Here is a 22,438-nt window from a genome sequence, read left to right on the forward strand (position 1 = left end):
GGCGTGTTTGGGAATCCCGGGCGGCCGTTATCCGGCCCATTTGCCCGCTCGCTTCGTTGTCGGCCTTCCCGATACAACACCGGTATCGGGAAGGCGGCGTCAACTGCAAGGCCCACATCGGCGGCGTCGAACGCCACTGGACCGCCCGCCTCAGCGCGGGCAGCCCCGTCGCCCCCGTCTCCCGCGTCACCGGCGGCCCCGCGGTCCAGGCCGCCGAGTTCCGCCGCGTCGCCGCAGCCGCCCAGCGCGCTCTCGGCTCCCCCGACCACTTCGGCGCCCGCGACGCCGGGCCCGAATCCTGGGGCGAGCCCTACCTCGTGTGGCGCGGCAAGCACACCAGCCTCCGACTGCGCGCCGGCCGCGAAGGCCCCGAGTTCACACTCGACCAGACCCTCATCCTCGAAGAAGACCTCCTCAAAGCACTGAAACGCCGCCCCTCCGGCCTCAACGGCTCGACCGGCGGCATCGACCGGATGCTCGGCAACGCCTTCCCGCCCGCCGAGGACTGGGACGACCTCCGCGAGGCCCTGACCCGATTCCTCGCCCTCCTGCCCGCGGCGACCCTCGCCCTCGGCCTCACCCTGGCCTTCGGCGTCCACAGCCGCATCGAACTCCCCGACGGCGAGCGCGACGCCCCGTTCATATTCGACCTCCGCAGCGACGACCGCCTGCACCTCGGCTACGACGTGCCGCGCACCATCCCCGGCGACGACGCCGACCTCCACGCCGTCGCGCACGGCTGGTCCCGCACCACTCCCGAAGCGCTCCAGGTCGCCACCGAACCCGCCTCCTTCTCCTCGCGCTGGCACTTCGACGCGGGCGCGCCCGGCGCCGTCCAGGCCGCCGAAGCCGCCGGCCTCCTCATCGCCACCGCGAAGGCCGCGGGCGTGCGCGAACCGCGGGACCTCATCCTCGGCGGCGAGGCCGGCTCCTCGCGAAACCAGCCCAAGCACATCCATCCGAGCGGCCCCTTCGCGTTCCGCTACCCCGGCCCGCCCCTCGTCATGGACTGACCCGCACCGAATCCCGAATGTGACGCCTTCTTAATCGTTTGCCGTTGTCGGACCCTCCCTTTACGCTCGGCAAGTGAGGTTCCTCCGCGCTCCCGAACTGCCATTGGATGACCCCCTCAGACCCGACGGGTCGAGGGGCCGATCAGCCGAACCGCCGGGAACCCCCTGGCGGTTCCTCGTCTGGCTCGCCACCCGCCGCAAGGGCCTCATGGCCGCGGCCCTGCTCACCTCCGGCATCGCCCTCGGCGGCCTCCCGGTGCTCCCGTTCTTCCTCACCGGCGCGGTCGACAACGGCCTGCGCCGCCAGGACTGGAGCGCCCTCACCGCCTGGTCCCTCGCGCTCGTCGGCGCCGGCTTCGTCGCGGCCGTCGCGATCATCCTCTCGCACCGGCTCACCGTCTACTGGCGCATGGACGCCTCCTACCGGACCCTCCAACTGGCGACCCGCAAGGTCAACCGCCTCGGCGACGAACTGCGCCGGCAGGTCACCACCGGCTCGGTCGTCAGCGTCGGCGCCACCGACATCAACCGCATCGCCTGGGCCGTCGACTCGCTCTCGCCCACCGCCGGCTGCCTCATCGGCCTCATCGCCGTCGGCATCCTCCTGTTCAACACCTCCGTCGCCCTCGGCCTGACCATCTTCATCGGCGTCTTCATCGTCGGCGTCGTCACCGGCCCGGTCCTGACCAGGCTCCAGGACCGCCAAGAGGCCTACCGCGAACGCGTCGGCGACATCACCGACCGCGCCTCCGACATCGTCTCGGGGCTCCGGGTCCTGCGCGGCATCGGCGGCGAGGCCCGCTTCAACGCCTCCTACCGCCGCGACTCCGACGCCCTGCGCTCGGCCGGCTACAAGGTCGCCGGCCCCACCGCCTGGCTCAACGCCCTCGGCGAAGGCACCCCCGCGATCCTCCTCGGCGTCGTCATCTGGATCGCCGGCCGCCAGGTCGCCTCCGGCGACCTCACCCCCGGCCAGATGGTCGCCGCCTTCGGCTACACCGGCGCCCTCATGCTCCCGGTCCACTGGCTCATCGGCTGCACCTACCGCATCATCGAAGGCCGCGTCGCCGCCGGGAAGGTCTGCGAACTCCTCGCCGTCCCCGAACGGTCCGCCGAGACCGCGCCGCTGCCCGGCCCGCGGCCCGGCGCCGAACTCCACGACCCCGAATCCGGCCTCACCGTCGCCGGCGGCGAACTCCTCGCCGTCGCCTCCTCCGACTCCGAGCAGGTCGCCGCCGTGTTCGACCGCCTCGGCGGCTACACCGCCTCCGAAGCCCGCCTCGGCGACGTCCCCGTCACCCGCCTCGACCGCGACGAACTGCGCCGCCGCGTCCTCGTCGCCGAACACGACGCCTACCTCTTCGCCGGGACCGTCGCCGCGGCCGTCGCCGCCCGCGACGGCCACGACCGCGTCGAAGCCGCCGTCGAGGCCGCCTCCGCCTCCGACGTCGTCGAAGCCCTCCCGCGCGGCCTCGACACCGAACTCGACAACCAGGCCCGCACCCTCTCCGGCGGCCAGCGCCAGCGGCTGCGCCTCGCCCGCGCCCTCGCCGCCGACCCCGAGACCCTCCTGCTCCACGAGCCGACCTCCGCGGTCGACTCCCACACCGAGGCCCGCATCGTCGACCGCCTCGCCGAGGCCCGCGACGGCCGCGCCACCGCGGTCGCCACCACCTCGCCCCTGTGGCTCGGACGCGCCGACCGCGTCGCCTTCGTCCACGGCGGCAAGGTCGTCGCCACCGGCAGCCACCACGACCTCGCCGCCGCACACCCCGAATACCGCGCACTCGTCACCCGGGAGGCCGAATGAGCACCACGACCCGCACCGCGCCCCCGAGCACCCGGCCGGGCAACCAGCTCCCGGTCGCCGACAGCCCCGCGGTCCGCCGCGCCTTCGTGCGCCTGCTCGCCACCGAGAAGCGCCGCGCCTTCGCCGCCGTCGGCCTCCACCTGGTCGCCGCGGTCGCCGCCGCCGTCGCCCCGCTCCTCCTCGGCGAGATGCTCGACCAGCTCACCGCCGCCTCCTCAGGCACGGCCGGCGCGGCCGCCATCGACCGCCTCGCCCTCGGCCTGGTCGCCTCGATCATCGCCGTCGTCGCCTTCACCTGGGCCGGCACCTTCGTGTCCTACCGCCTCGGCGAGCGCCTCTCGGCCCGCATGCGCGTCCAGTTCGTCGACCGCGCCCTGCGCCTGCCGATGCCCGTCGTCGAGCAGGCCGGCTCCGGCGACCTCATGACCCGCTCCTCCGCCGACGTGCCCGAGGCCGGCGTCCTCTTCCGCGACGGCCTGCCGCAGGTCACCGTCTCGGTCCTCAAAGTCCTCGTGTTCCTCGGCGCCATGTTCTGGGCCAGCCCCCTGCTGGGCCTGTGCATGTTCGTCGTCGTGCCCCCGCTCTACATCGGCACCCGCTGGTACCTCAAGCGCGCCCGCAACGGCTACCTCGCCGAACGCGAGGCCGAATCCGCCATCGGCGACACCATCGGCGCCTCCGCCGACGGCGCCCGCACCACCGAGGCCTACCGCCTCCGCACCGGCCGCGACGCCGCCGGCGACGCCACCGTCGCCCGCCACTGGCGCGCCGCCCGCTACACCCTCTACCTGCGCACCGTCTTCTTCCCGTTCCTCGACGGCGCCTACGCCCTGCCCACCGCCGCGGTCCTGCTCGTCGGCGGCGCCTTCTACTTCAACGGCACCCTTACCCTCGGCACCGTCGCCGCCTGCGCGGTCCTGACCCGCCAGATCATGTTCCCCATCGACCACATCCTCATGTGGGTCGAGAAGGTCCAGCGCGGCTTCGCCGCGATGTCGCGCATCGAAGGCGTCGCCGAAGCCGAGGACGACGAAACCGATGCCACCACCGAACGCCCTGTCGACGGGACCGTGGACCTCACCGGCGTCCGCTACGCCTACCCCACCAGCGGCCGCGACGTCCTCCACGGCGTCACCCTCAGCGTCCCCGCCGGCCAGCGGCTCGCCGTCGTCGGCCCCTCCGGCGCCGGCAAGTCCACACTCGCGCGCCTCATCTCCGGCTCCGACGTCCCCCGCGAGGGCCGCGCCGCCATCGGCGGCGTCGACGTCGCGGCGCTCCCGCTCGACGAGCGCCGCAAACGCGTCACCCTCGTCACCCAGGAGCACCACGTCTTCACCGCCTCCTTGCGCGACAACCTCATCCTCGCCAAAGCCGAGGCCACCGACCCCGAACTCCACGCCGCGCTCGCGGCCGTCGGCGCCGACTGGGTCTTCGACCTCCCTGAAGGCCTGGACACGCCGCTCGGCGGCAAGAACCGCGAACTCGACGCGGCGAGCGCGCAGCAGATCGCCCTGGCGCGGATCATCCTGTCCGACCCCGATGTGGTGATCCTCGACGAGGCCACTGCGATGCTCGACCCGCGCGCGGCCCGCGACACCGAGCGCGCCCTCGGTGCTGTTTTGGAGGGCCGCACGGTGATCGCGATCGCGCACCGCCTGCACACCGCCCACGACGCGGACCGGATCGCGGTGGTCGAGGACGGCCGCGTCGCCGAACTCGGCGACCACGACGAACTCATCGCCCTCGACGGGCACTACGCGGGACTTTGGAGGGCCTGGCACGGTGAACCTGAGAGCCGTAAATGTGTAGAGCACGGCGAACCTGAGAGCCGCAAAGCCGTGGAGCACGGGGCCGTCGAAGCGACCGCCGACGGCGGGGACTTCGCCCAAGCGAACGCCTAACGGGCCCAACCGGCTCCGCACAGACGCACAACGAACCAGGCCCCGGGCTTTCGCCCGGGGCCTGCACTGGCTCGAGAACACCACCACAAGTCGGAACACCCACCGACTCGTTCTTAGCAAGGAAACAGAAAGGAAACCAGGAAACCCGTTCCGAACCAGTATCGAGAGAGTATCACGTCACATTCGTCATGGCTAGAGGGCGATATCCACTCCACTCGATCGGTGTCGACCGAATATCGGGACTCGTTCGTCACACCCCGCCGCAAGCCCTCTCCCGCCGGGCCCACACTCCACGGTGCCCGCTTCTGGAGTCCCGCGCGCACGGCCTAGACTCGACTGGTCTTCCCGCAGCTAGAAACCGTTAGGAAACACTTGTCGTGAGTACGATTTCACGCGAGGAAGTCGCGCACCTGGCGCGGCTGGCCCGCCTCGAAGTCACCGATGACGAGCTCGACGCCTTCGCGGGCCAGCTCGACGTCATCCTCGAATCGATGAAGGCGCTCGCCGAAGTGGACACCGACGACGTCCAGCCGACCTCGCACGCGGTGCCGCTGGTGAACGTGTTCCGGGAAGACCTTCCCCAGCCGTCCCTGTCCCGCGAGGCCGCGCTCGCCGGCGGCCCCGACACCGCCGAGGACCGCTTCCGCGTCCCGCGCATCCTGGACGAGGAGGCCTAACCGATGGCACAGCCGTCCCGCATCATCGACAAGACCGCCGCCGAGCTCGCCGCCGACATCCGCGAGGGCCGCCTCACCTCGGTCGAGGTCACCACCGCGTTCCTCGACCGCATCGAGGCCGTCGACGCCACCGTCAAGGCCTTCCTCCACGTCGACCGCGAAGGCGCGCTCGCCGCCGCCCGCGAGGCCGACGCCGCGATCGCCGCCGACGAGGAGGCCTCCCCGCTCGCGGGCGTCCCCGTCGCCGTCAAGGACGTCGTGGTCACCAAGGGCCTGCCGACCACGGCCGCCTCGAAGATCCTCGAAGGCTGGATCCCGCCCTACGACGCGACGATCGTCGAGCGCATCAAGGCCGCGCGGATGCCGATCCTCGGCAAGACCAACATGGACGAGTTCGCGATGGGCTCCTCCACCGAGTACTCCGCGTACTTCAAGACCCGCAACCCCTGGGACACCGGGCGCATCCCCGGCGGCTCCGGCGGCGGCTCGGCCGCGGCGGTCGCCGCGAAGATGGCCCCGCTCGCGATCGGCACCGACACCGGCGGCTCGATCCGCCAGCCCGGCGCGGTCACCGGCACCTTCGGCGCCAAGCCCACCTACGGCTCGAACTCCCGCTACGGCCTCATCGCCTTCTCCTCCTCGCTCGACACGCCCGGCCCCGTGTCGCGCAACGCCCTCGACGCGGCGCTGCTCCACGAGGTCATCTCCGGTCACGACCCGCGCGACTCGACCTCCATCGACGCGCCCGTCCCGCCGGTCGCCGAGGCCGCGCGCCTCGGCGCGAGCGGCGACCTCACCGGCGTCAAGCTCGGCGTCGTCAAGGAGTTCGCCGAAGGCGCCGAGGCGGCCGAGCCGGGCGTCATCGCCGCCTATGAGGCCGGCGTCGAGCAGCTCGTGAAGCTCGGCGCGGAGATCGTCGAGGTCTCCTGCCCGTCCTTCACCTACGCGCTGCCGACCTACTACCTCATCGCGCCCTCGGAGGCTTCCTCGAACCTCGCCCGCTACGACGGGGTCCGCTACGGCCTCCGCACGGGCGACGACGGGAAGCACTCCCTCGAAGAGGTCATGAGCCTCACCCGCGAGGCCGGGTTCGGCCCCGAGGTCAAGCGCCGCATCATCCTCGGCACCTACGCGCTCAGCGCCGGCTACGTGGACGCCTTCTACGGCAAGGCCCAGAAGGTCCGCACCCTCATCAAGCGCGACTTCGAGGCCGCGTTCGAGCAGGTCGACGCCATCATCAGCCCGACCACGCCGTTCGTCGCCTTCAAGTTCGGCGAGCGCACCGGCGACCCGTACCAGATGTACCTCGCCGACCTCTACACGATCCCGTCGAACCTCTACGGCGGCCCGGGCGTCTCCGTACCGGTCGGCCTCGCCGACGGGATGCCCGTGGGCCTCCAGGTCTGCGGCCCGGTCATGGGCGACGACATCGCCTACCGCGTCGCCGCCGCCCTGGAGTCCACCCAGGACACGCCGCTCGCCGACACCGCGCCCGAGCTGGAGGGGAACTAGCCCGATGACGAAATTGAACTCCTACGAGCAGGCCGTCGCCGATTACGAGCCCGTCCTCGGGCTCGAGACCCACATCGAGCTCGACACGAACACGAAGATGTTCTGCGGCTGCCCGACCGCCTTCGGCGCCGAGCCCAACACCCAGGTCTGCCCGGTCTGCCTCGCCCTGCCCGGGGCCCTCCCGGTCGCCAACAAGGCCGCGATCGAGGCGACCATCAAGATCGGCCTCGCGCTCAACTGCCGCATCGCCGAGTGGACCCGCTTCGCCCGGAAGAACTACTTCTACCCGGACATGCCGAAGAACTTCCAGACCAGCCAGTACGAGGAGCCCCTCTGCGAAGAGGGCTACGTCGACGTGGTCGTCGAAGGCGAGACCTACCGCGTCGAGATCGAGCGCGTCCACCTCGAAGAGGACACCGGCAAGACCCTCCACGTCGGCGGCGCCACCGGGCGCATCCACGGCGCGACCGAGTCCCTCGTGGACTACAACCGCGCCGGCATCCCGCTCGTGGAGATCGTCACCAAGCCCGTCCCCGGCACCGGCGCCCTCGCCCCCGAGGTCGCCCGCGCCTACACCGCCGAGCTGCGCGACATCGTCCGCTCCCTCGGCGTCTCCGACGTCCGCATGGAGCAGGGGTCCCTGCGCTGCGACGTCAACCTCTCGCTGAACCTGCCCGGCGAGGCGTGGGGCACCCGCACCGAGACCAAGAACGTCAACTCCCTGCGCAGCGTCGAGCGCGCCGTGCGCTACGAGGTCCGCCGCCAGTCGGCCCTCCTCGACGCGGGGGAGCGGATCTTCCAGGAGACCCGCCACTTCCACGAGGCCACCGGCGAGACCAGCCCCGGGCGCTCCAAAGAGGAGGCCACCGACTACCGGTACTTCCCCGAGCCCGACCTCGCCGTCATGGAGCCGAGCCGCGAATGGGTCGAGGAGCTGCGCACCAGCCTCCCCGAGCCGCCGCGCAAGCGCCGCGAGCGCCTGCAAGAGGCCTGGTCCCTCGCCGACAAGGAGATGCAGTCGGTCGTCAACGCCGACGCCGTCGACCTCATCGAGACCACCGTGGCCGCCGGGGCCGCCCCCGCCGCCGCCGTCAAGTGGTGGCTCGGCGAGCTCTCCCGCCGCGCCAACGAGACCGGCGACGAACTCGGCGCCCTCGCCATCACCCCCGCCCAGGTGGCCGAGCTCCAAGGCATGGTCGACGACGGCCGCCTCAACGACAAGCTCGCCCGCCAGGTCATCGACGGCGTGCTCGCCGGCGAGGGCTCCCCGGCCGAGGTCGCCGCCAAGCGCGGCCTCGAGGTCGTCTCCGACACCGGCGCGCTCGAGACCGCCGTCGACGAGGCCATCGCCGCGAACCCGGCCGTCGCCGAGAAGATCCGCGGCGGCACCCACGCCGCCGCCGGCGTCCTCATCGGCGCGGTCATGAAGGCCACCAAGGGCCAAGCCGACGCCGGAACCGTCCGAAAGATCATCCTGGACAAGCTGAGCTAGGGCGTGTTTGGGAATCCCGGGCGGCCGTTATCCGGCCCATTTGCCCGCTCGCTTCGTTGTCGGCCTTCCCGATACAACACCGGTATCGGGAAGGCGTCCGTTCAATCCCGGTGTGAGCCGCGAGTCTTCGGTTACCCCGGAGAACGACGATGTTCACAGAGGATTGCTACCCTTGACCGCGCAAGCTTCAGTGCGGCCGGAGGAGGTGAGGGCCATGGGCGACGACCCCGGATCTAGTCGAGATACCGACGTCTTCTCCCCATTCCGCCTTTACCGTGCCCCGCGCCCGAATACATTGAAGCGGGCGGCCTGACCTGCGGCGATCTTCCGCACATGCGTTAGGGGCACGGCCCTTTCCCCATGTACTTGGAGGTGGCTGCCATGGCACACGCCGTTCAGCCCATTTCGCCCGCGGCGGTCGACGAACTCACGGCCCTCCGCATGGAGCTCGCCGAGACCTCGACCGTGGAACTCGCCGAGGAACTGCCGCGCCTCGCCCTCGCCGACCAGGCCGTCTGGTTCCGCCTGCTCCCCAAAGACCGCGCGCTCGCCGTCTTCGAAGAACTCGACCCCGTGCACCAGCAGGAAGTCCTCGACGGCCTCAAGACCGACTTCGTGCGCGACCTGCTCGACTCCATGGAGGCCGACGACCGGGCCAAGCTCTTCGACGAGATGCCCGCCAAGGTCACCACCCGCTTCCAGTCCCAGCTGAGCCCCTCCGAACGGCGCATGACCGCCCAGCTCCTCGGCTACGAGCCGGAGTCCGCCGGGCGCATCATGACCCCCGACTACGTGTCGCTGCGCGCCTCGATGAGCGCCGCCGCCGCGATCGAACGCCTCCGCCACCTGCGCGAACGCCCCCGCCACCTCGAAGTCCTCCCGGTCACCGACGGGCACCGCAAGCTCATCGGCACCGTCACCCTCGCCGACCTCGTCACCGCCGGCGCCGACACCCCCGTCGGCGACATCATGTCCGAGGAGCACTACCAGGTCTCCACCGACACCGACCAGGAAGAGGCCGCCCGCCTCATCCAGGAGGCCAACCTCAACGCCCTCGCCGTGGTCGACCACGAGGACCGGCTCGTCGGCCTGATCACCTGGGACGACGCCATGGAGGTCCTCGAAGCCGAGGACACCGAGGACGCCGTCCGCGCCGGCGGTTCCGAGCCGCTGGAGCGCCCCTACCTCTCGGCCGGCGTGTTCATGCTCGCCCGCAAGCGGGCCGTCTGGCTGCTCATCCTCGCCGTCTCGGCCTCGCTCACCGTGACCGTCCTGGACTACTACGAGTCCTACCTCAGTCACGTCACGGTCCTGGCGCTGTTCGTCTCGCTCCTGACCGGTACCGGCGGCAACTCCGGCTCCCAGGCCTCGGTGACGATCATCCGCGCCATGGCCGTCGGCGAGGTCCGCTTCTCCGACGCCCTCAAGATCACCTGGCGTGAGGCGCGCGTGGGATTCCTGCTCGGCGCGATGCTCGCCATCGTCGGCGGGCCCGTGGTCGGCTTCCTCTACGGACCCGACATCGGGCTCATCATCTCCCTGACGCTCCTGGTCGTCTGCACCTGGTCGACCTTCGTCGGCTCGTTCCTGCCATTGGCCGCCAAGAAGATCGGCATCGACCCGGCCCTCGTCTCGGCCCCGATGGTCTCGACCCTCTGCGACGCGACCGGCCTGATCATCTACTTCACCTTCGCCGCACTGGTCCTCGGCCCCGCCCTCACCGGCTGAGCCCCGGCGCCCGCCGCCTGAGGACTCAGTCCTGCGGCGGCGCCGACGACGCGTCCACCAGCAGATCCGACTCCTCGACCTGCTCCTCGACCGGGATCACCGTCCGGTCGAGCGTCACGTCCGTCTGCCCCACCGTCCCCACCGAGATCGAGTCGTACGCCGTGAGCGCCTTCGTGACCGGGTCGAAGTACAGCACGTCCATCTCCATCCGCGGCGGCTCGTCCGACTCGAACGCCCGCAGCCCGGACGCGCCGGTCGAACCCTCGACCATGAGCGTCGTGCCCTCCCCGAGGTCCTGCACCGCCCGCGCGTGCGTGTGCCCGGCCAGGACCAACGGCACCACCCCGATCAGCGGCACCGCCATCGGCGGCTCGTGGACCATCGCCAGGTCCGCGCCGCCGGCCTCCTCGATCGCCGTCCGCAGCCGCTCGCCCGACTCGGTCAGCATCTGCTTGGCGTACTCGCTGTCGGGCTGGTTCCCCTTGTCCGGCGTGAACCGCGGATCGGCCACCCCGGCGAAGTTCAACCCGGCGATCTCGCGCACCTCGCCGTCGAGGATGATCACGTTGTCGTAAGCCGCCAGCGCCGCCACCGTCGTCGCCGAGTCGTGGTTGCCCTTGACGAACACGTACGGCACGTCGATCTGCTCGACGCCCTGCGAGAAGTACGCGGCCTCCTGCTCCGAGCCCCAGTCGTTCATGTCGCCGGTGTCGGCCACCGCGTCGATGTTGAACTGCTCGACCACCGACTCCATCAGGTGCCACGCGGACGGGTTCAGATGCAGGTCCGACACGTGCAGGACCCGGATCGAGTCGTCCTGGATCCCGAACTGCGGCATGTCCATCGCCAGCGCGTAGAACTCCGAGATGTTCGTGACGAACTTCTGGAGGTTCGCCACGTACTCCTCGTAGTTGCGCGCGATGTCCTCGGCGTTGCCGACCACGCTCGGCGCGTACGCCAGCAGCCCTTCGTACCGCGGCTGCGAGATCGACTCGGCCCGCATCGTCGAGGCCGCGTAGCCGACCAGCGAGGCGGTCACCGCCAGCGCCGTCACCCCCGTCAGCAGCGCCCGCCGCATGTTCCGGAACGCCAGTGCCCCGACCAGCAGCCCGCACAGCGTCACGATCGCCAGCGCCTCGATCGCCACCCGCGTCACCGCGTCGGTGACATCCGAGGCGAGGCTCTCCGACGCGGTCGTCACGCCGCCGGGCGTGTTGATGATCGCCTCGGCCGCGATCGGGTCGACCGAGTCGAGGCTGAGATTGAGGCCCACCGGCCCGTCGTGGCTGTCGAAGACCACCTTCCCGAGCGGCGGGATGTTCACGATCGTCTCGCCGTGCACGTCCGGGTGCAGCGCCACCGTCGTGTCGAACGGCCCGATGGACGCCTTCGTGCCGCCCACCAGCGCCAGCCCGCCCGTGGCCGCGGCGGTGCCGACCACGAGGATCACCAGGCCCATCGCGAACCGCCTCGCCCAGCGCGAGTCGCGCAATCGCGACCATCCCGCACTGATGCTGCGCCACAAGGACTTCGCACCCCGTCCGGTGGAGCGGGCGGCGTCGGCCGCGCGGTGCGCGGCGGCGGGCCGGTCGTTCATATGGAGCCTTCCTAGCTTCGGGGCGATACTGGCGGCGAGTCGGACCCTATCCGAGCCCGACACGCGTCCTTACCTCTATACCCGTCCCTGGGCCGCGTAACTCGTGGCGAACCGGATGATCCGGTCATCGGCCTCGTCCGAGGTGCACCCTCGCTCCTCGACGCACCGCCCGTCGCGGTTGGAGGTCGTCACCCACAGCATCCCGTCCGGCCCCATGGCGACCGATCGTAGCCGACCGAACTCGTTGACGAGCGCGGCTTGCGGCTCGCCGTCGACCGCGCCGGAGGTGTCGAACTGGACCGTCCACAGCCGCTGCCCGCGCAGGCACGCGGTCACGAGCACGTCCTCCAAGAACACCGCGCCCGCACAGGAGGCCTCGAAGGTCTCCCACGTCAGCGCCGGGTCCACGAAGTCCCCGTCACCGGAAGGACCCTCGTAGTACGGCCAGCCGTAGTTCCCGCCCGGCTCGATGCGGTTGAGCTCGTCGAGGTAGTCCTGCCCGAACTCCACGGCGTACAGCTCCTCGTCGCCGTTCCACGCCAGCCCCTCGACGTTGCGGTGCCCCAGCGAGTACACCGCGGAGTCCGCCTCGGGATTTCCCTCTGCCGGCTCGCCCTCGGTCGTGACGCGAAGGATCTTGCCCGCCAGCGACTCCGGGTCCTGAGCGAGCTCGCCCACCCCGCTGTCGCCGGTGGCCGCGTAGAGGAACCCGTCGGGTCCGAACTCCAAAGCGCCGCCATTGTGGTTGGTGCCGGCGGGAATCCCGGTCAGCACCGGCTCGGGATCCTCCTCGCCGGAGAGGTCGAGCCGGACGATCCGGTTGTCCTCCTCGGTCGTATGGAACGCGTAGACCGATCCGTCCGCTTCGTAGTCGGGCGACACGGCCAGGCCCAGCAGCCCGCCTTCCCCGGCGTCGTCGACCTCGACTTGCAGCAGCTCCTCCGGCTCGCCCGCGGTGCCGTCCTCGTCCAGGCTGATCGCGAGGATCCTCCCGGTGGTCCGCTCGCCGACGATCGCGGTGCCGTCCGGCAGGAAGTCCAGGCCCCACGGGACCTCGAGGTCCTCGGCGACGACGTCCATATATGTGGCCGGCTCCTCGGGCGCGCCCGAGGGCGTCGGGAGGTTCGGCGGCTCGCCGGTCTCGGGCTCGGGCGGCTCGCCGAACGAGCACGAGGCGAGCGTGAGGGCGGCGGCGGTGGCCGCGGCGGCCGAGAGCAACCTGCGCATGGCCCAAGCCTATAGCGCCGTTCCGAGGCCCCGTTCGCGCTGGCCCCGGGCCCGGCCGGGGGAGGAGCCCCGCTCGATTACGCTGGGTCCCGTGAAAGTCTGGATCGCTCACGAGGAGGGCCGCGAGCTGCTCGGGCCGCTCCCGGCAGGTGTCGAGGTCGAGGTCTACGACGGGCGGGGCGACTACCCCTCCGACCCCGCGACCGTGGACTTCTGGGTCCCGCCGTTCCTCGCCCAGTCCAAGGTCACCACGCCTCTGGCCGACATGACCGCGCTCCAGGTGATCCAGCTCCTCAGCGCCGGCGCCGAGGTCTGGGTCCCGGTGGTCCCGCCCGGCGTCGCCCTGTGCGACGCCCGCGGGGTCCACACGGCGGTGACCGCCGAGTGGACCGTCGGCGCGGTCATCGCCGCGATGCGCGGCTTCGACCGCTTCGCGCGCAAGCAGCCCCGACACGAGTGGAAGGTCGAGTGGACCACCACGATCGTCGGCAAGCGCGCCCTCGTCGTCGGCGCCGGCGACATCGGCGAGAAGGTCGCCGAGGTCCTCACCGCCCTCGGCGCCGAAGTCGAGAAGGTCGCCCGCCGCGAGCGCCTCGGCGTCCACCCGATCGAGGCGATCGACGCGCTTCTGCCGGACTTCGACGTCGTGGTCCTCATCCTCCCGCTGACCGACGCCACGCGCGGCCTGGTGGACGCGAAGTTCCTCTCCCGCATGAAGGACGGCGCGCTCCTGGTCAACGCCGCGCGCGGCCCGATCGTCGACACCGACGCCCTTGTGGCCGAGGTCGCCTCCGGGCGCCTGCGCTGCGCGGTGGACGTCGTGGACCCCGAGCCCCTGCCGCCGGGCCACCCGCTGTGGGACCTCGAAGGCGCGCTCATCACCCCGCACGTCGGCGCGTCGGTGGACGGCACCCTCGACCGCGCCTACGCCCCCGTAGGCCCCCAGATCCGCCGCCACGCGGCAGGAGAACCCCTCGAGAACGTAGTCGCCGACGGCTACTGACCGAACCGCGCCGCTCGACCCCGCGCCCTACGATGGGATTCTCGCGAAAGGACGCCATGGCGACACAGGAACCGGACCCGGAGCGCCGCCTGCCCGATCTGGGCGCGGCGCGCACCGAACTGCCCGACGACTTCGAAGACCGGCTCGCCGAGGGCCGCGAGGCACTGGAGTTCTGGCCCCGCGACGCGATGTACGAGAACGACAAAGCGGTGCTCGACATGACCCCGAGCCGCGCCGAGGTCGAGGCCGCGAACCGCGACCTCGAAGCGGCGCAGGAACTCCTGGAGGAGATGCAGCGGGCCCGATACGAAGGCGCCGACCCCGAAGGCGTGGCGGCGCTGACGATCGACCTTTCCGGAAGCGTCGTGTCCTTGGACTTCGGGGTCGACGCTGGACGCGCGGGGAACCACGGGCTCAGCACCGCGATCACGGCGGCCTGGGGGAGTGCGACGCGGCTGCGGGCCGAGGACGCCGAGCGGCTGAACCGCGCGGCCCGAGAGATCTGGGGGTGAGCCGTGTCCGATCTCGACGGTTACAGGGAGGCTCTGGCGGCCGACACCGATGCGCGCCTGCGGAGGGTCAAGGCGGTCCTCGAAGCGCACGCGGGAGCGGTCGTCGAGCACACCGCCGAGTCCGGCGTCTGCCGGGCGGAGGTGGACTTGGAGGGCAACCTCGTCTGGGTCCAGTTCCTCGTCGCGAACGTCATGCGCGACCGCGACCGGGAGACCCTCGCCGAGGAGGTCCTCGGCGCGATCCGAGGAGCCCAGGCGAAGGCGCGGACCCGCTTCGCGGCGCTCGTGGACGAGGCCGAGCGGGCCTGACCGCTCAGTGCGCCGAGAGGTCGGCCGCCGCGCTCGGCGGGGCCGCCGGCGGCAGGTGGAAGGACTGCTCGCGCAGCCCGTAGAACGGGCTGCGCCGCAGCTCTTCGGGCGACCACGAGGCGAGCAGCGACGCGGTGCCGTCCGCGTCGACCGCGACCTCCCACACGGTGCACCCGTATTCGAACCCGCGCGCGATGAAGGAGCCGTCCGGGCCGAACTCGCGGCGTATGCCGTGGCGGAAGCCGTGGCGGTGCCAGGTCTCGTCCGCCAGCGTGCCGTCCGGCCGGAAGCTGCGGTCGGGTCCGTGCAGGTACCCGTCGAGGTAGGTCTGCTCGTCCAGGGCGCCGTCGGGCAGCAGGTCGAAGGCGACCCCGGTGAACCGCGCGCCGTTGTGCAGCCAGTACCCCTCGGAGTGGTACTCGAGGTCCTCCGCGGGAATCCGAAGCCGCTCTTCGGGCTGCTCTACCATCCTCGTCCCGACCCTTCCACGCCGTTGAGCACCTGGACGCAGTTCGAGCAGCACCGGATGAAGCTGCCGGGGTTCTTGCTGTCCGTCCGGAGGTTGTCGACCATGTAATCGCCGAGCGAGGGCCGCTCGCCCCGCCGCTCCGCCGCGAGCAGCGCCTGGTTGAGGGCGTACACCTCGGCGTGGTTGCCGACCGCGCCGCGGTTCATACCGGGGTCGTAGTCCACGCCGCGGCGCTTGGCGTCGCCGATCTGCTCGGCGAGCAGCGGATGGACCGGATTGCCGTGCTTGGGGTCGAAGTAGTCCGCCGCCCCGGGGTTGTCCCCGAAGAAGACCTCGCCGGTCTTCTTGTCCATGACCGCGCCGAGGACGGGGCCGCGCTGCTTCTTGGTCTTCTTCATGAACTCCGCGTGTTCGCGCAGCAGCTCGTCGCGGAGCCTGCCGGCGTTGTCGAGGGATTCGGTGGTCGCCCGGAGCGGGGAGACCGACGGGACCGGGAGCGAAGACTTCGCCGTCAAGGGCCGCATGCTGTTCGTCAACTGCTGCAAGCCGGTACCGGTGATGTTGTCCTGCACCGTGACCATGGTGTTCAAGGTCCGCAGCGCGATCGTGAACGCGATCGCCCCGGCCTGGTACGCCGCCTGCACCGCCGGAGCGGCCACGCCCGCCGAGGCGATCTGCTGCATCTGCCTCGGTCCGATCACCGCCTGCGGGGCCGGCAGCACCTGGTACCCGATGTTCTGGGCGGCGCGATCGGTCGCCTCCATCGCCTTGACCGTGCCCTGCATGGCCGCGCCCCCGGACTTGAGGGCCATTGACGCGCCGCTCATCTTCAACCTGGTGGCGGCGCAGTGCCGCGACAGCTCGTCGGAGTCCCCGCGCAGGGCGTCGTAGTCGTCGCCTTTCCAGTCCGGCCGCAAACCCTCGATCTGTCCGGTGCGGTTGTCGTCGTAGTCGTCCAGCTTGCTCGACGCCGAGCTGACGCCGCCGCCGAATTCGCCGAACTCGCCGGTGCTGGAGTCGAGCGACTGCCGGTATGCGGGCATCCAGGCCTCCTAGTCGAGTTCCCGGCCTATGTCGTCGAAGGACCGCGCGATCTCCTGGTCGCAGTCCTCCCACGCGTCGGCCGAGTCCTTCATGTGCTTGCCCTCGTCGAGCACCCGCTTCTCCAGCCGGTCGGCGAGCGAACCGAACTGCTCCGCGAAGGTCTTGCAGGCCATGCCGGTGCGAAAGCCCGTGTTCTGCGACCGGGCCTCGGTGGCGCCGGTGTCGGTGTCCGCCGCGACCGGCCGCAACTGCGTCGCCTGCTCGCGGACGGCGTCGCCAGCACCGCGTATCCGGGCGGGGTCGGCGTAGACCTGCGACATGGTGCTCCTCGGGGTGGGTTCGGAGCCGATTCTACCGAAAAGCCGCGATCCCCACCGTCCCCGAAAGGCGCCTTCGACGGGTGGTCCGGGTTGGGCGGCTTGGACTCTCAGTCGGCGGTGCGCAGTTCTTGGCCGCCTATGCGCAGGACCTGGGGGAGGTTCTCGGGCTTGAGCGGGTCGAGGCGGACCTGGGACTGGTCGTCCAATATCGCCGCGACGCCTTCATCCCCGGTCGCGAAGCCGTCGATGCGCTCCCAGGCGATCATCCTCTTGGAGAACAGCCCCCGCACGGCGATGCCCTCGGCGGTCACGTCGATCCCCGAACGCCACGCCCACATCGAGATCCCGAACGGCGCCAGGAGCAGCAGCACGCCCAGCACGGCTGAGAACGCGCCCCAGACCGGCCGCTCCACGATGAGCGCCAGCGACAACGGGCCCAACGTCAGCCAGGCGACGAAGGCCGCGCCGGTGATCGCCGCCGAGCGGCGCACCCGCAGCCGCCGTCCCCGCGGACGCGCGGGCGCCTCCGCGGCGTCGCTCCGGTCCGGTCCTGGGGCGTCAGTGCTCGTCATGGCACCAGCCTGACACACCCGGGCGCGCGGGCCGCAACGCGTCCGGTCCGGTTTCTGTCGGATTGTCGCTTGACGGGCGGGCCCAGCGTGGCACGATCGGCTCATCGGCGCCGCAACGAGCCTGATGGGGGTGGCCGTGGCCGTTAAGATCACATTCCGTCCGACGACGCGTCAAGTGATCGGCCGCGCCCTCTTCCTCGCCGTCCTCGCCGTCGCGGTCGCCCTCGTGCCGGCCGTCCTCTACATGCTCGTCGTCGGCCACTGGTACCGCCTGACGCTCCTGGGGCTCTTCCTCATCGCCGCGGTCGTCGCGTTCGCCGTCGCCCACGCCGGGGCCCGCAGGCACGGGGTCGTGCTCGACGAGCGCGGGATGCACCCGCTGGAGTCGCGGCCCGAGGCCCGGCCCGACCGCTACGCGGCCTGGACCGAGATCGCCGACATCCGGGCCGAGCGGCGCGCGGGCCGGACCGTCCCGGTCGTCTACCTCAACGATCCCGCACAGCGCCCCTGGCGCCTGCGCGCCCCCTACTCCGGCCGCGCGCTCTCGGCCGACGCCTCCCTGGACGAGAAGATCTTCGTCATGCGCAGTCTCTGGGAGGGCTATCGGCGCGGTCTGCCGCCGGGCCGCGAGCGGCCTTAGAACCCGCCTCCTGGGCATCGACCGACGTCACTGCCGATTCCCTTCCGGACTCGCCCGATCGAATGCCGCACGGGCCCGAAACTTTCGAAACTGTTCACAGATCCTCGTGTGGAATGCGATTGCCATTCGTGACCCGATCGTGACCTCTGTGGCGACTCACCAGCCTTGACGCTGTTTTGGTGTTGCCGTAGTCTCACCGCTATTACCGAAAGTTTTCGGATAAGTTCCGGAAACAGATCAACATTTTCGGAACCCGGCGCGGTCGTGCAGGACCCCGCCGAACCCCCCAAGGCAATGCTTGCGGGCCATACCTGGGAACACGTTTGACAACGCTTGCGAGCCACACATCTGCATGACGGCCACCCGGCCGTGCGACCACGGAAGGAGCGCTCACCGATGAGCACTCAACAGCCCCGACCCGACAACGTCGTACCCGACGTGAAGCGCCGCGAAGGCCCCGCGTTCTCCTGGGATCCGGCCCTCAGCCGCCGCGGCCTCGTCCTCTCCGGCGGCGCGGCAGTCACCGCCGCCGCGGCCGGATGCAGCTTCTTCTCCACCGACAGCGACGCCGACGGCGGCAGCGGCGGCGACAAGGGCCCCGAGGCCCCGATGCTCGCCGAGCGCGTCGAGGCCGGCGAACTCCCGCCGGTCGCCGAGCGCCTTCCCAAGGAGCCCATCGTCATCCAGGCCGCCGAGTCCATCGGCCAGTACGGCGGCACCTGGAACACCGCGATCACCGGCGCCTCCGACGGCCCGTGGCTGTGGCGCACCCTCGCGTACGAGCCGCTGCTCAAGCGCACCCGCGACTGGCAGTCCGCCGAGCTCAACCTCGCCTCGGCCTTCGAGGCCAACGAGGACGCCTCGGAGTTCACCATCACCCTCCGCGAAGGCGTCCGCTGGTCCGACGGCGAGCCGCTGACGACCAAGGACGTCGAGTTCGCCTACCACGACGTCAACCTCAACACCGACCTCACCCAGGGCGTCCCGCCCGAGCTCCTCGGCCCCGACGGCGAGCCGGGCGAGCTGGAGATCGTCGACGACTACACCTTCGTCTTCCGCTTCAACGGCCCCAAGCCGCTGTTCGAAGAGGACATGTCCCGCGGCACCGCCGGGCAGCGCTTCACCTTCTACCCGCGCCACTACCTCGAGCAGTTCCACGTGGACTACAACGAGAACGCCGACCAGGAGGCCCTCGACGAGGGCTTCGACGGCTGGGCCGCGCGCTTCACCTCCCTGGGCAACCTCTGGAACTTCCTGTGGGAGAACCCGGACCTGCCGACGCTGCTGGCCTGGACCTGCAAGAAGCCGGTCTCGGACGCCGACCACGCCCTCTTCGAGCGCAACCCCTACTACTTCAAGGTGGACGAGGAAGGCAGCCAGCTTCCTTACATCGACGAGGTCCGCTACAACATCATCGCCGACGTCGAGACGATGTTCGCCCACGCGATCAACGGCGACTACCACTTCCACTCGCGCCACTTCAACGACAACGCGCACCGCGCGGACGCGGTCGAGAACGAGGAGTCCGGCGGCTACACCGTCCTCGAACTGGAGTCGACCTACTCCAGCGACATGAACATCGCGTTCAACTTCAACCACGCCGACCCGGCGCTGCGCGCGATCATCAAGGACAAGCAGTTCCGCATCGCGCTCTCCCACGCGATCGACCGCCAGGAGCTCATCGACGTCCTGTGGAGCCGCCAGGGCGAGGCCTCCCAGCCCGCGCCGCTGCCCGAGTCGCGCTTCTACGACGAGGAGTTCTCCACCCAGTACACCGAGTTCGACACCGACCTCGCCAACCAGATCCTCGACGACGCCGGCTACGCGCTCGGCTCGAACGGGGTCCGCGCCGCCTCCGACGGCACGCCCCTCGAGTTCACCGTCTCGATCGCCGACGACTCCCTGCTCGGGACCACCTGGATCGACGCGATGGACATGATCAAGGACACCTGGGCCGCGGTCGGGGTGACCCTCCACATCAACGGCCAGCCGCGCGAGAACTGGCAGGCCGGGATCGACGAGAACGAGTACGACCTGACGGTGTGGACCGGCGACGGCGGCAACATCGACGAGACCATCGCGGTCATGTGGTACATGGCCGGCGGTCCTTCGGGCGGCGCCTACTGGGCCCGCCAGTGGTCGGCGCACTACACCCTCCAGGGCGCGCAGGACGAGGACATGGTGGAGGCGCCGATCGCCCCGGTCGCCGCGCAGCACGACCTGTACGACCAGTTCCTGGGCGAGCCCGACGAGGCCGCCCGCGACGACATCTTCCGCGAGATCCTCGCCATCGCCAAGGAGGAGTTCTGGGCCATCGGCACCGTCCGCGGCCCGGCTCCGTGGGCGATCCAGTCCAACAGCCTCCACAACGTCGGCGGCACGATGCCGGAGAACCCGACCTACGGCACGCCCTGCCCGGCCAAGCCCGAGCAGTGGTACATCGACCAGGAATAGGCTGAGGAAGCGACAGTGGTGAAATACCTGGGTCGCCGTGCGTTCTACATGGCGGCGACATTGCTGGCGATCTCTCTGGTGGTCTTCGTGATCATCAGTCTGCCCCCCGGCGACTTCGTGACGGCGCTGCGCGCCAAGTACTCGGTGATGGGTCAGGGTCTGACCGAAGCCGACGTGCAGGCGCTCCGGGTCCGGTACGGCCTGGACGGAAACCTCCTCCAGCAGTACTGGAACTGGATCACGCGGATCGTCTTCCACGGCGACCTGGGCATGTCTTTCGAGCACTCCAAGCCGGTGGCCGACGTGATCGGCCCCCGGCTCGGGGCCACGCTCGGCATCTCGGTGATCACGCTGTTCGTCAGCTGGGGCATCGCCTTCCCGATCGGCGTGTACTCGGCGGTCAAGCAGCACTCGATCGGCGACTACGCCGCGACCACCATCGGCTTCCTCGGCCTGGCGGTCCCCAACTTCCTCATCGCGCTGATCTTCATCTACTTCAGCGTGACCTGGTTCGGCTCGGTCCCCTCGGGCCTGTGCTCACCGGAGTGGTGCGACGCCTCCTGGAACCTCGGGAAGCTCCTGGACCTGCTCGGCCACCTGTGGATCCCGATGGTCGTCATCGGCACCGCCGGCGTCGCCGGCCTGGTGCGCATCATCCGCAACAACCTGCTCGACGAGCTGCGCCGGCCCTACGTCACCGCCGCCCGCGCCCGCGGCGTCCCCGAAGGGCGCCTGCTGCGCCGCTACCCGCTGCGCGTGGCGCTCAACCCGTTCTTCTCCACGATCGGGTGGGTGCTGCCGCTGCTGCTCGTCGGCGACATCGTCGTCGGCCAGATCCTGAGCCTGCCGACGCTCGGCCCGATCCTGCTGGCGGCGCTCAAGGCCCAGGACATGTACCTGGCCGGCTCGATCATCATGGTCCTCAGCGTCGTGACCGTCGTCGGCACGCTGATCTCGGACCTGCTGCTCGGCTGGCTCGACCCCCGCATCCGACTCGGACACCAGAAGTGAGCGGACGATGACCGTCAAGGACACCGAAAGCCCCGACACCCCCGAGGTCAGCGGCACCCGCGCGGTCGCCTCGCAGTGGCGACTGGTCTGGTGGGCCTTCAAGAAGCACCGGCTCGCGCTCATCTCCGCCTGGATCCTCGGGTTCATGATGCTGGTGATCGTGCTCTGCGAGTTCATCGCGCCGTTCGACAACCGCCACCGCGACTCGCAGTACACCACCGCCCCGCCGCAGGTCCTCAAGCTCTGGGACACCGACGGCGAGGACGGCTTCCAGTGGGGCCTGCACGTGGACGGCTACGTCTCCGAACAGGACCCCAGAAGCCTGCGGATCACCTACGAGGCCGACCCGAACGACCGGGTCGAGGTCGGCCTGTTCGTCAAGGGCGACGAGTACGAGCTCTTCGGGCTCATCCCGATGGACCGACACCTCATCGGCCCCAAGGAACACGGCGACCCGATGTACCTGTTCGGCACCACCACCGACGGCCAGGACCTGCTCAGCCAGCTCGTCTACGCCACCCGCGTGTCCGCCTCGGTCGGCATTATCGGCGTCCTCCTGGCCTTCCTGCTCGGCATCGTGCTGGGGGCGATATCCGGCTACTTCGGCGGCTGGATCGACAACGTCATCCAGCGCATCATCGAGCTGTTCATGGCGGTGCCCTCCATCCCGCTGTGGCTCGGGCTCGCCGCCGCGCTCCCGGCCCAGATGAGTCCGGTGACCAGATACTTCATCATCACCACGATCCTGGCCCTCGTGGCCTGGACGGGCCTCGCCAGAGAAGTGCGCGGCAGGTTCCTGTCGATGCGCAACGAGGAGTTCGTGACCTCGGCGCTCCTGGACGGCTCGACCCGCCGCCGGGTCATGTTCCGCCACATGCTGCCCTCGTTCTCCTCGCACATCATCGCGGCGCTGAGCCTGTCGATCCCGAGCATGATCCTCGCTGAGACCGCCCTGTCGTGGCTCGGCCTGGGCCTGCGGCCCCCGGCCGTCTCCTGGGGCGTGCAGCTCCAGGACGCGAGCAAGTGGAGCGTCCTCTCGGGCGCGCCGTGGCTGCTCATCCCGGGCCTGGCCGTGGTGATCGTGGTGTTGGCGTTCAACTTCGTCGGCGACGGCATGCGCGACGCCGCCGACCCGTACAAGCATTAG

20 protein-coding genes are annotated in these 22,438 nt (G+C 70.5%); 14 read left to right on the forward strand and 6 right to left on the reverse strand.

Annotation, left to right across the window (positions count from 1 at the left end):
- The first annotated feature begins 56 nt into the window (after positions 1–56).
- The 7 genes from IF12_RS24380 (at position 57) to mgtE (ending at position 10,133) form a co-directional block, all read left to right on the forward strand.
- The gene (locus tag IF12_RS24380) at positions 57–1,013 is read left to right on the forward strand and encodes a hypothetical protein (protein ID WP_051704603.1); all 957 of its coding nucleotides are present in this window, start codon (positions 57–59) and stop codon (positions 1,011–1,013) included.
- A gap of 73 nt (positions 1,014–1,086) precedes the next feature.
- On the forward strand, positions 1,087–2,823 hold the full coding sequence (locus IF12_RS0118950) for an ABC transporter ATP-binding protein (RefSeq protein ID WP_133884267.1): 1,737 nt from the start codon (positions 1,087–1,089) through the stop codon (positions 2,821–2,823).
- Positions 2,820–4,724 carry an ABC transporter ATP-binding protein gene (locus IF12_RS0118955; RefSeq protein WP_081913750.1) on the forward strand — a complete coding sequence of 635 codons (1,905 nt, stop codon included), beginning with the start codon at positions 2,820–2,822 and terminating at the stop codon, positions 4,722–4,724. The genes IF12_RS0118950 and IF12_RS0118955 overlap by 4 nt, the downstream gene beginning before the upstream one ends.
- A gap of 377 nt (positions 4,725–5,101) precedes the next feature.
- Positions 5,102–5,401, forward strand: coding sequence for an Asp-tRNA(Asn)/Glu-tRNA(Gln) amidotransferase subunit GatC (gene gatC, locus IF12_RS0118960; RefSeq protein ID WP_030161209.1), 300 nt, complete (start codon positions 5,102–5,104; stop codon positions 5,399–5,401).
- 3 nt (positions 5,402–5,404) lie between these two features.
- Positions 5,405–6,913: an Asp-tRNA(Asn)/Glu-tRNA(Gln) amidotransferase subunit GatA gene (gatA, locus tag IF12_RS0118965; protein ID WP_035749616.1), complete on the forward strand. Its 1,509-nt coding sequence runs from the start codon at positions 5,405–5,407 to the stop codon at positions 6,911–6,913.
- A 4-nt stretch (positions 6,914–6,917) separates the two neighbouring features.
- Entirely contained in the window at positions 6,918–8,405 is a 1,488-nt protein-coding gene (gene gatB / locus IF12_RS0118970; RefSeq protein ID WP_030161212.1) for an Asp-tRNA(Asn)/Glu-tRNA(Gln) amidotransferase subunit GatB, read from the forward strand.
- 381 nt (positions 8,406–8,786) lie between these two features.
- A complete protein-coding gene (gene mgtE, locus IF12_RS0118975) occupies positions 8,787–10,133 on the forward strand; it encodes a magnesium transporter (RefSeq protein WP_051704605.1) in 1,347 nt (448 codons plus the stop codon).
- A 25-nt stretch (positions 10,134–10,158) separates the two neighbouring features.
- Here the strand turns inward: mgtE and IF12_RS0118980 are convergent, their stop codons facing one another.
- Positions 10,159–11,730 (reverse strand): metallophosphoesterase, encoded by a 1,572-nt coding sequence (locus IF12_RS0118980; RefSeq protein ID WP_051704606.1) that lies wholly within the window; start codon positions 11,728–11,730, stop codon positions 10,159–10,161.
- Positions 11,731–11,805: 75 nt separating this feature from the next.
- Positions 11,806–12,957: a sorbosone dehydrogenase family protein gene (locus IF12_RS0118985; RefSeq protein WP_051704607.1), complete on the reverse strand. Its 1,152-nt coding sequence runs from the start codon at positions 12,955–12,957 to the stop codon at positions 11,806–11,808.
- A gap of 91 nt (positions 12,958–13,048) precedes the next feature.
- Here IF12_RS0118985 and IF12_RS0118995 point away from each other — a divergent pair, with 91 nt between their 5' ends.
- From IF12_RS0118995 to IF12_RS0119005, 3 genes are read left to right on the forward strand one after another with little or no spacing between them, the layout of a single operon-like run.
- Positions 13,049–13,960 (forward strand): 2-hydroxyacid dehydrogenase, encoded by a 912-nt coding sequence (locus tag IF12_RS0118995; RefSeq protein ID WP_030161527.1) that lies wholly within the window; start codon positions 13,049–13,051, stop codon positions 13,958–13,960.
- A 56-nt stretch (positions 13,961–14,016) separates the two neighbouring features.
- Positions 14,017–14,472: a hypothetical protein gene (locus IF12_RS0119000; RefSeq protein ID WP_030161220.1), complete on the forward strand. Its 456-nt coding sequence runs from the start codon at positions 14,017–14,019 to the stop codon at positions 14,470–14,472.
- Between the two features lie 3 nt (positions 14,473–14,475).
- Complete coding sequence (locus IF12_RS0119005) at positions 14,476–14,781, forward strand: hypothetical protein (RefSeq protein WP_030161222.1); 306 nt, start codon at positions 14,476–14,478, stop codon at positions 14,779–14,781.
- A 4-nt stretch (positions 14,782–14,785) separates the two neighbouring features.
- On the opposite strand, the gene IF12_RS24385 is transcribed toward IF12_RS0119005, so the two are convergent.
- The 4 genes from IF12_RS24385 to IF12_RS0119025 all read right to left on the reverse strand — a co-directional run bounded on the left by IF12_RS24385 (position 14,786) and on the right by IF12_RS0119025 (position 17,186).
- Positions 14,786–15,250: a toxin-antitoxin system YwqK family antitoxin gene (locus IF12_RS24385; RefSeq protein ID WP_051704608.1), complete on the reverse strand. Its 465-nt coding sequence runs from the start codon at positions 15,248–15,250 to the stop codon at positions 14,786–14,788.
- Positions 15,244–16,293 carry a YwqJ-related putative deaminase gene (locus IF12_RS0119015; protein ID WP_030161225.1) on the reverse strand — a complete coding sequence of 350 codons (1,050 nt, stop codon included), beginning with the start codon at positions 16,291–16,293 and terminating at the stop codon, positions 15,244–15,246. The genes IF12_RS24385 and IF12_RS0119015 overlap by 7 nt, the downstream gene beginning before the upstream one ends.
- 9 nt (positions 16,294–16,302) lie before the next feature.
- The gene (locus tag IF12_RS0119020) at positions 16,303–16,614 is read right to left on the reverse strand and encodes a hypothetical protein (protein WP_030161228.1); all 312 of its coding nucleotides are present in this window, start codon (positions 16,612–16,614) and stop codon (positions 16,303–16,305) included.
- Positions 16,615–16,721: 107 nt separating this feature from the next.
- Positions 16,722–17,186 (reverse strand): PH domain-containing protein, encoded by a 465-nt coding sequence (locus IF12_RS0119025; protein WP_133884268.1) that lies wholly within the window; start codon positions 17,184–17,186, stop codon positions 16,722–16,724.
- 175 nt (positions 17,187–17,361) lie between these two features.
- Between IF12_RS0119025 and IF12_RS0119030 the strand changes: the two genes are divergently transcribed.
- From IF12_RS0119030 to IF12_RS0119045, 4 genes are all read left to right on the forward strand, one after another.
- Entirely contained in the window at positions 17,362–17,826 is a 465-nt protein-coding gene (locus tag IF12_RS0119030; RefSeq protein WP_030161231.1) for a hypothetical protein, read from the forward strand.
- A 396-nt stretch (positions 17,827–18,222) separates the two neighbouring features.
- Positions 18,223–20,280 (forward strand): ABC transporter substrate-binding protein, encoded by a 2,058-nt coding sequence (locus IF12_RS0119035; protein WP_051704609.1) that lies wholly within the window; start codon positions 18,223–18,225, stop codon positions 20,278–20,280.
- A 15-nt stretch (positions 20,281–20,295) separates the two neighbouring features.
- The gene (locus tag IF12_RS0119040) at positions 20,296–21,291 is read left to right on the forward strand and encodes an ABC transporter permease (RefSeq protein WP_035749619.1); all 996 of its coding nucleotides are present in this window, start codon (positions 20,296–20,298) and stop codon (positions 21,289–21,291) included.
- 7 nt (positions 21,292–21,298) lie between these two features.
- Positions 21,299–22,438 carry an ABC transporter permease gene (locus IF12_RS0119045; RefSeq protein WP_030161237.1) on the forward strand — a complete coding sequence of 380 codons (1,140 nt, stop codon included), beginning with the start codon at positions 21,299–21,301 and terminating at the stop codon, positions 22,436–22,438.

It is taken from the genome of Glycomyces sp. NRRL B-16210, from assembly GCF_000719515.1.
Taxonomy (GTDB): Bacteria; Actinomycetota; Actinomycetes; order Mycobacteriales; family Micromonosporaceae; genus Glycomyces.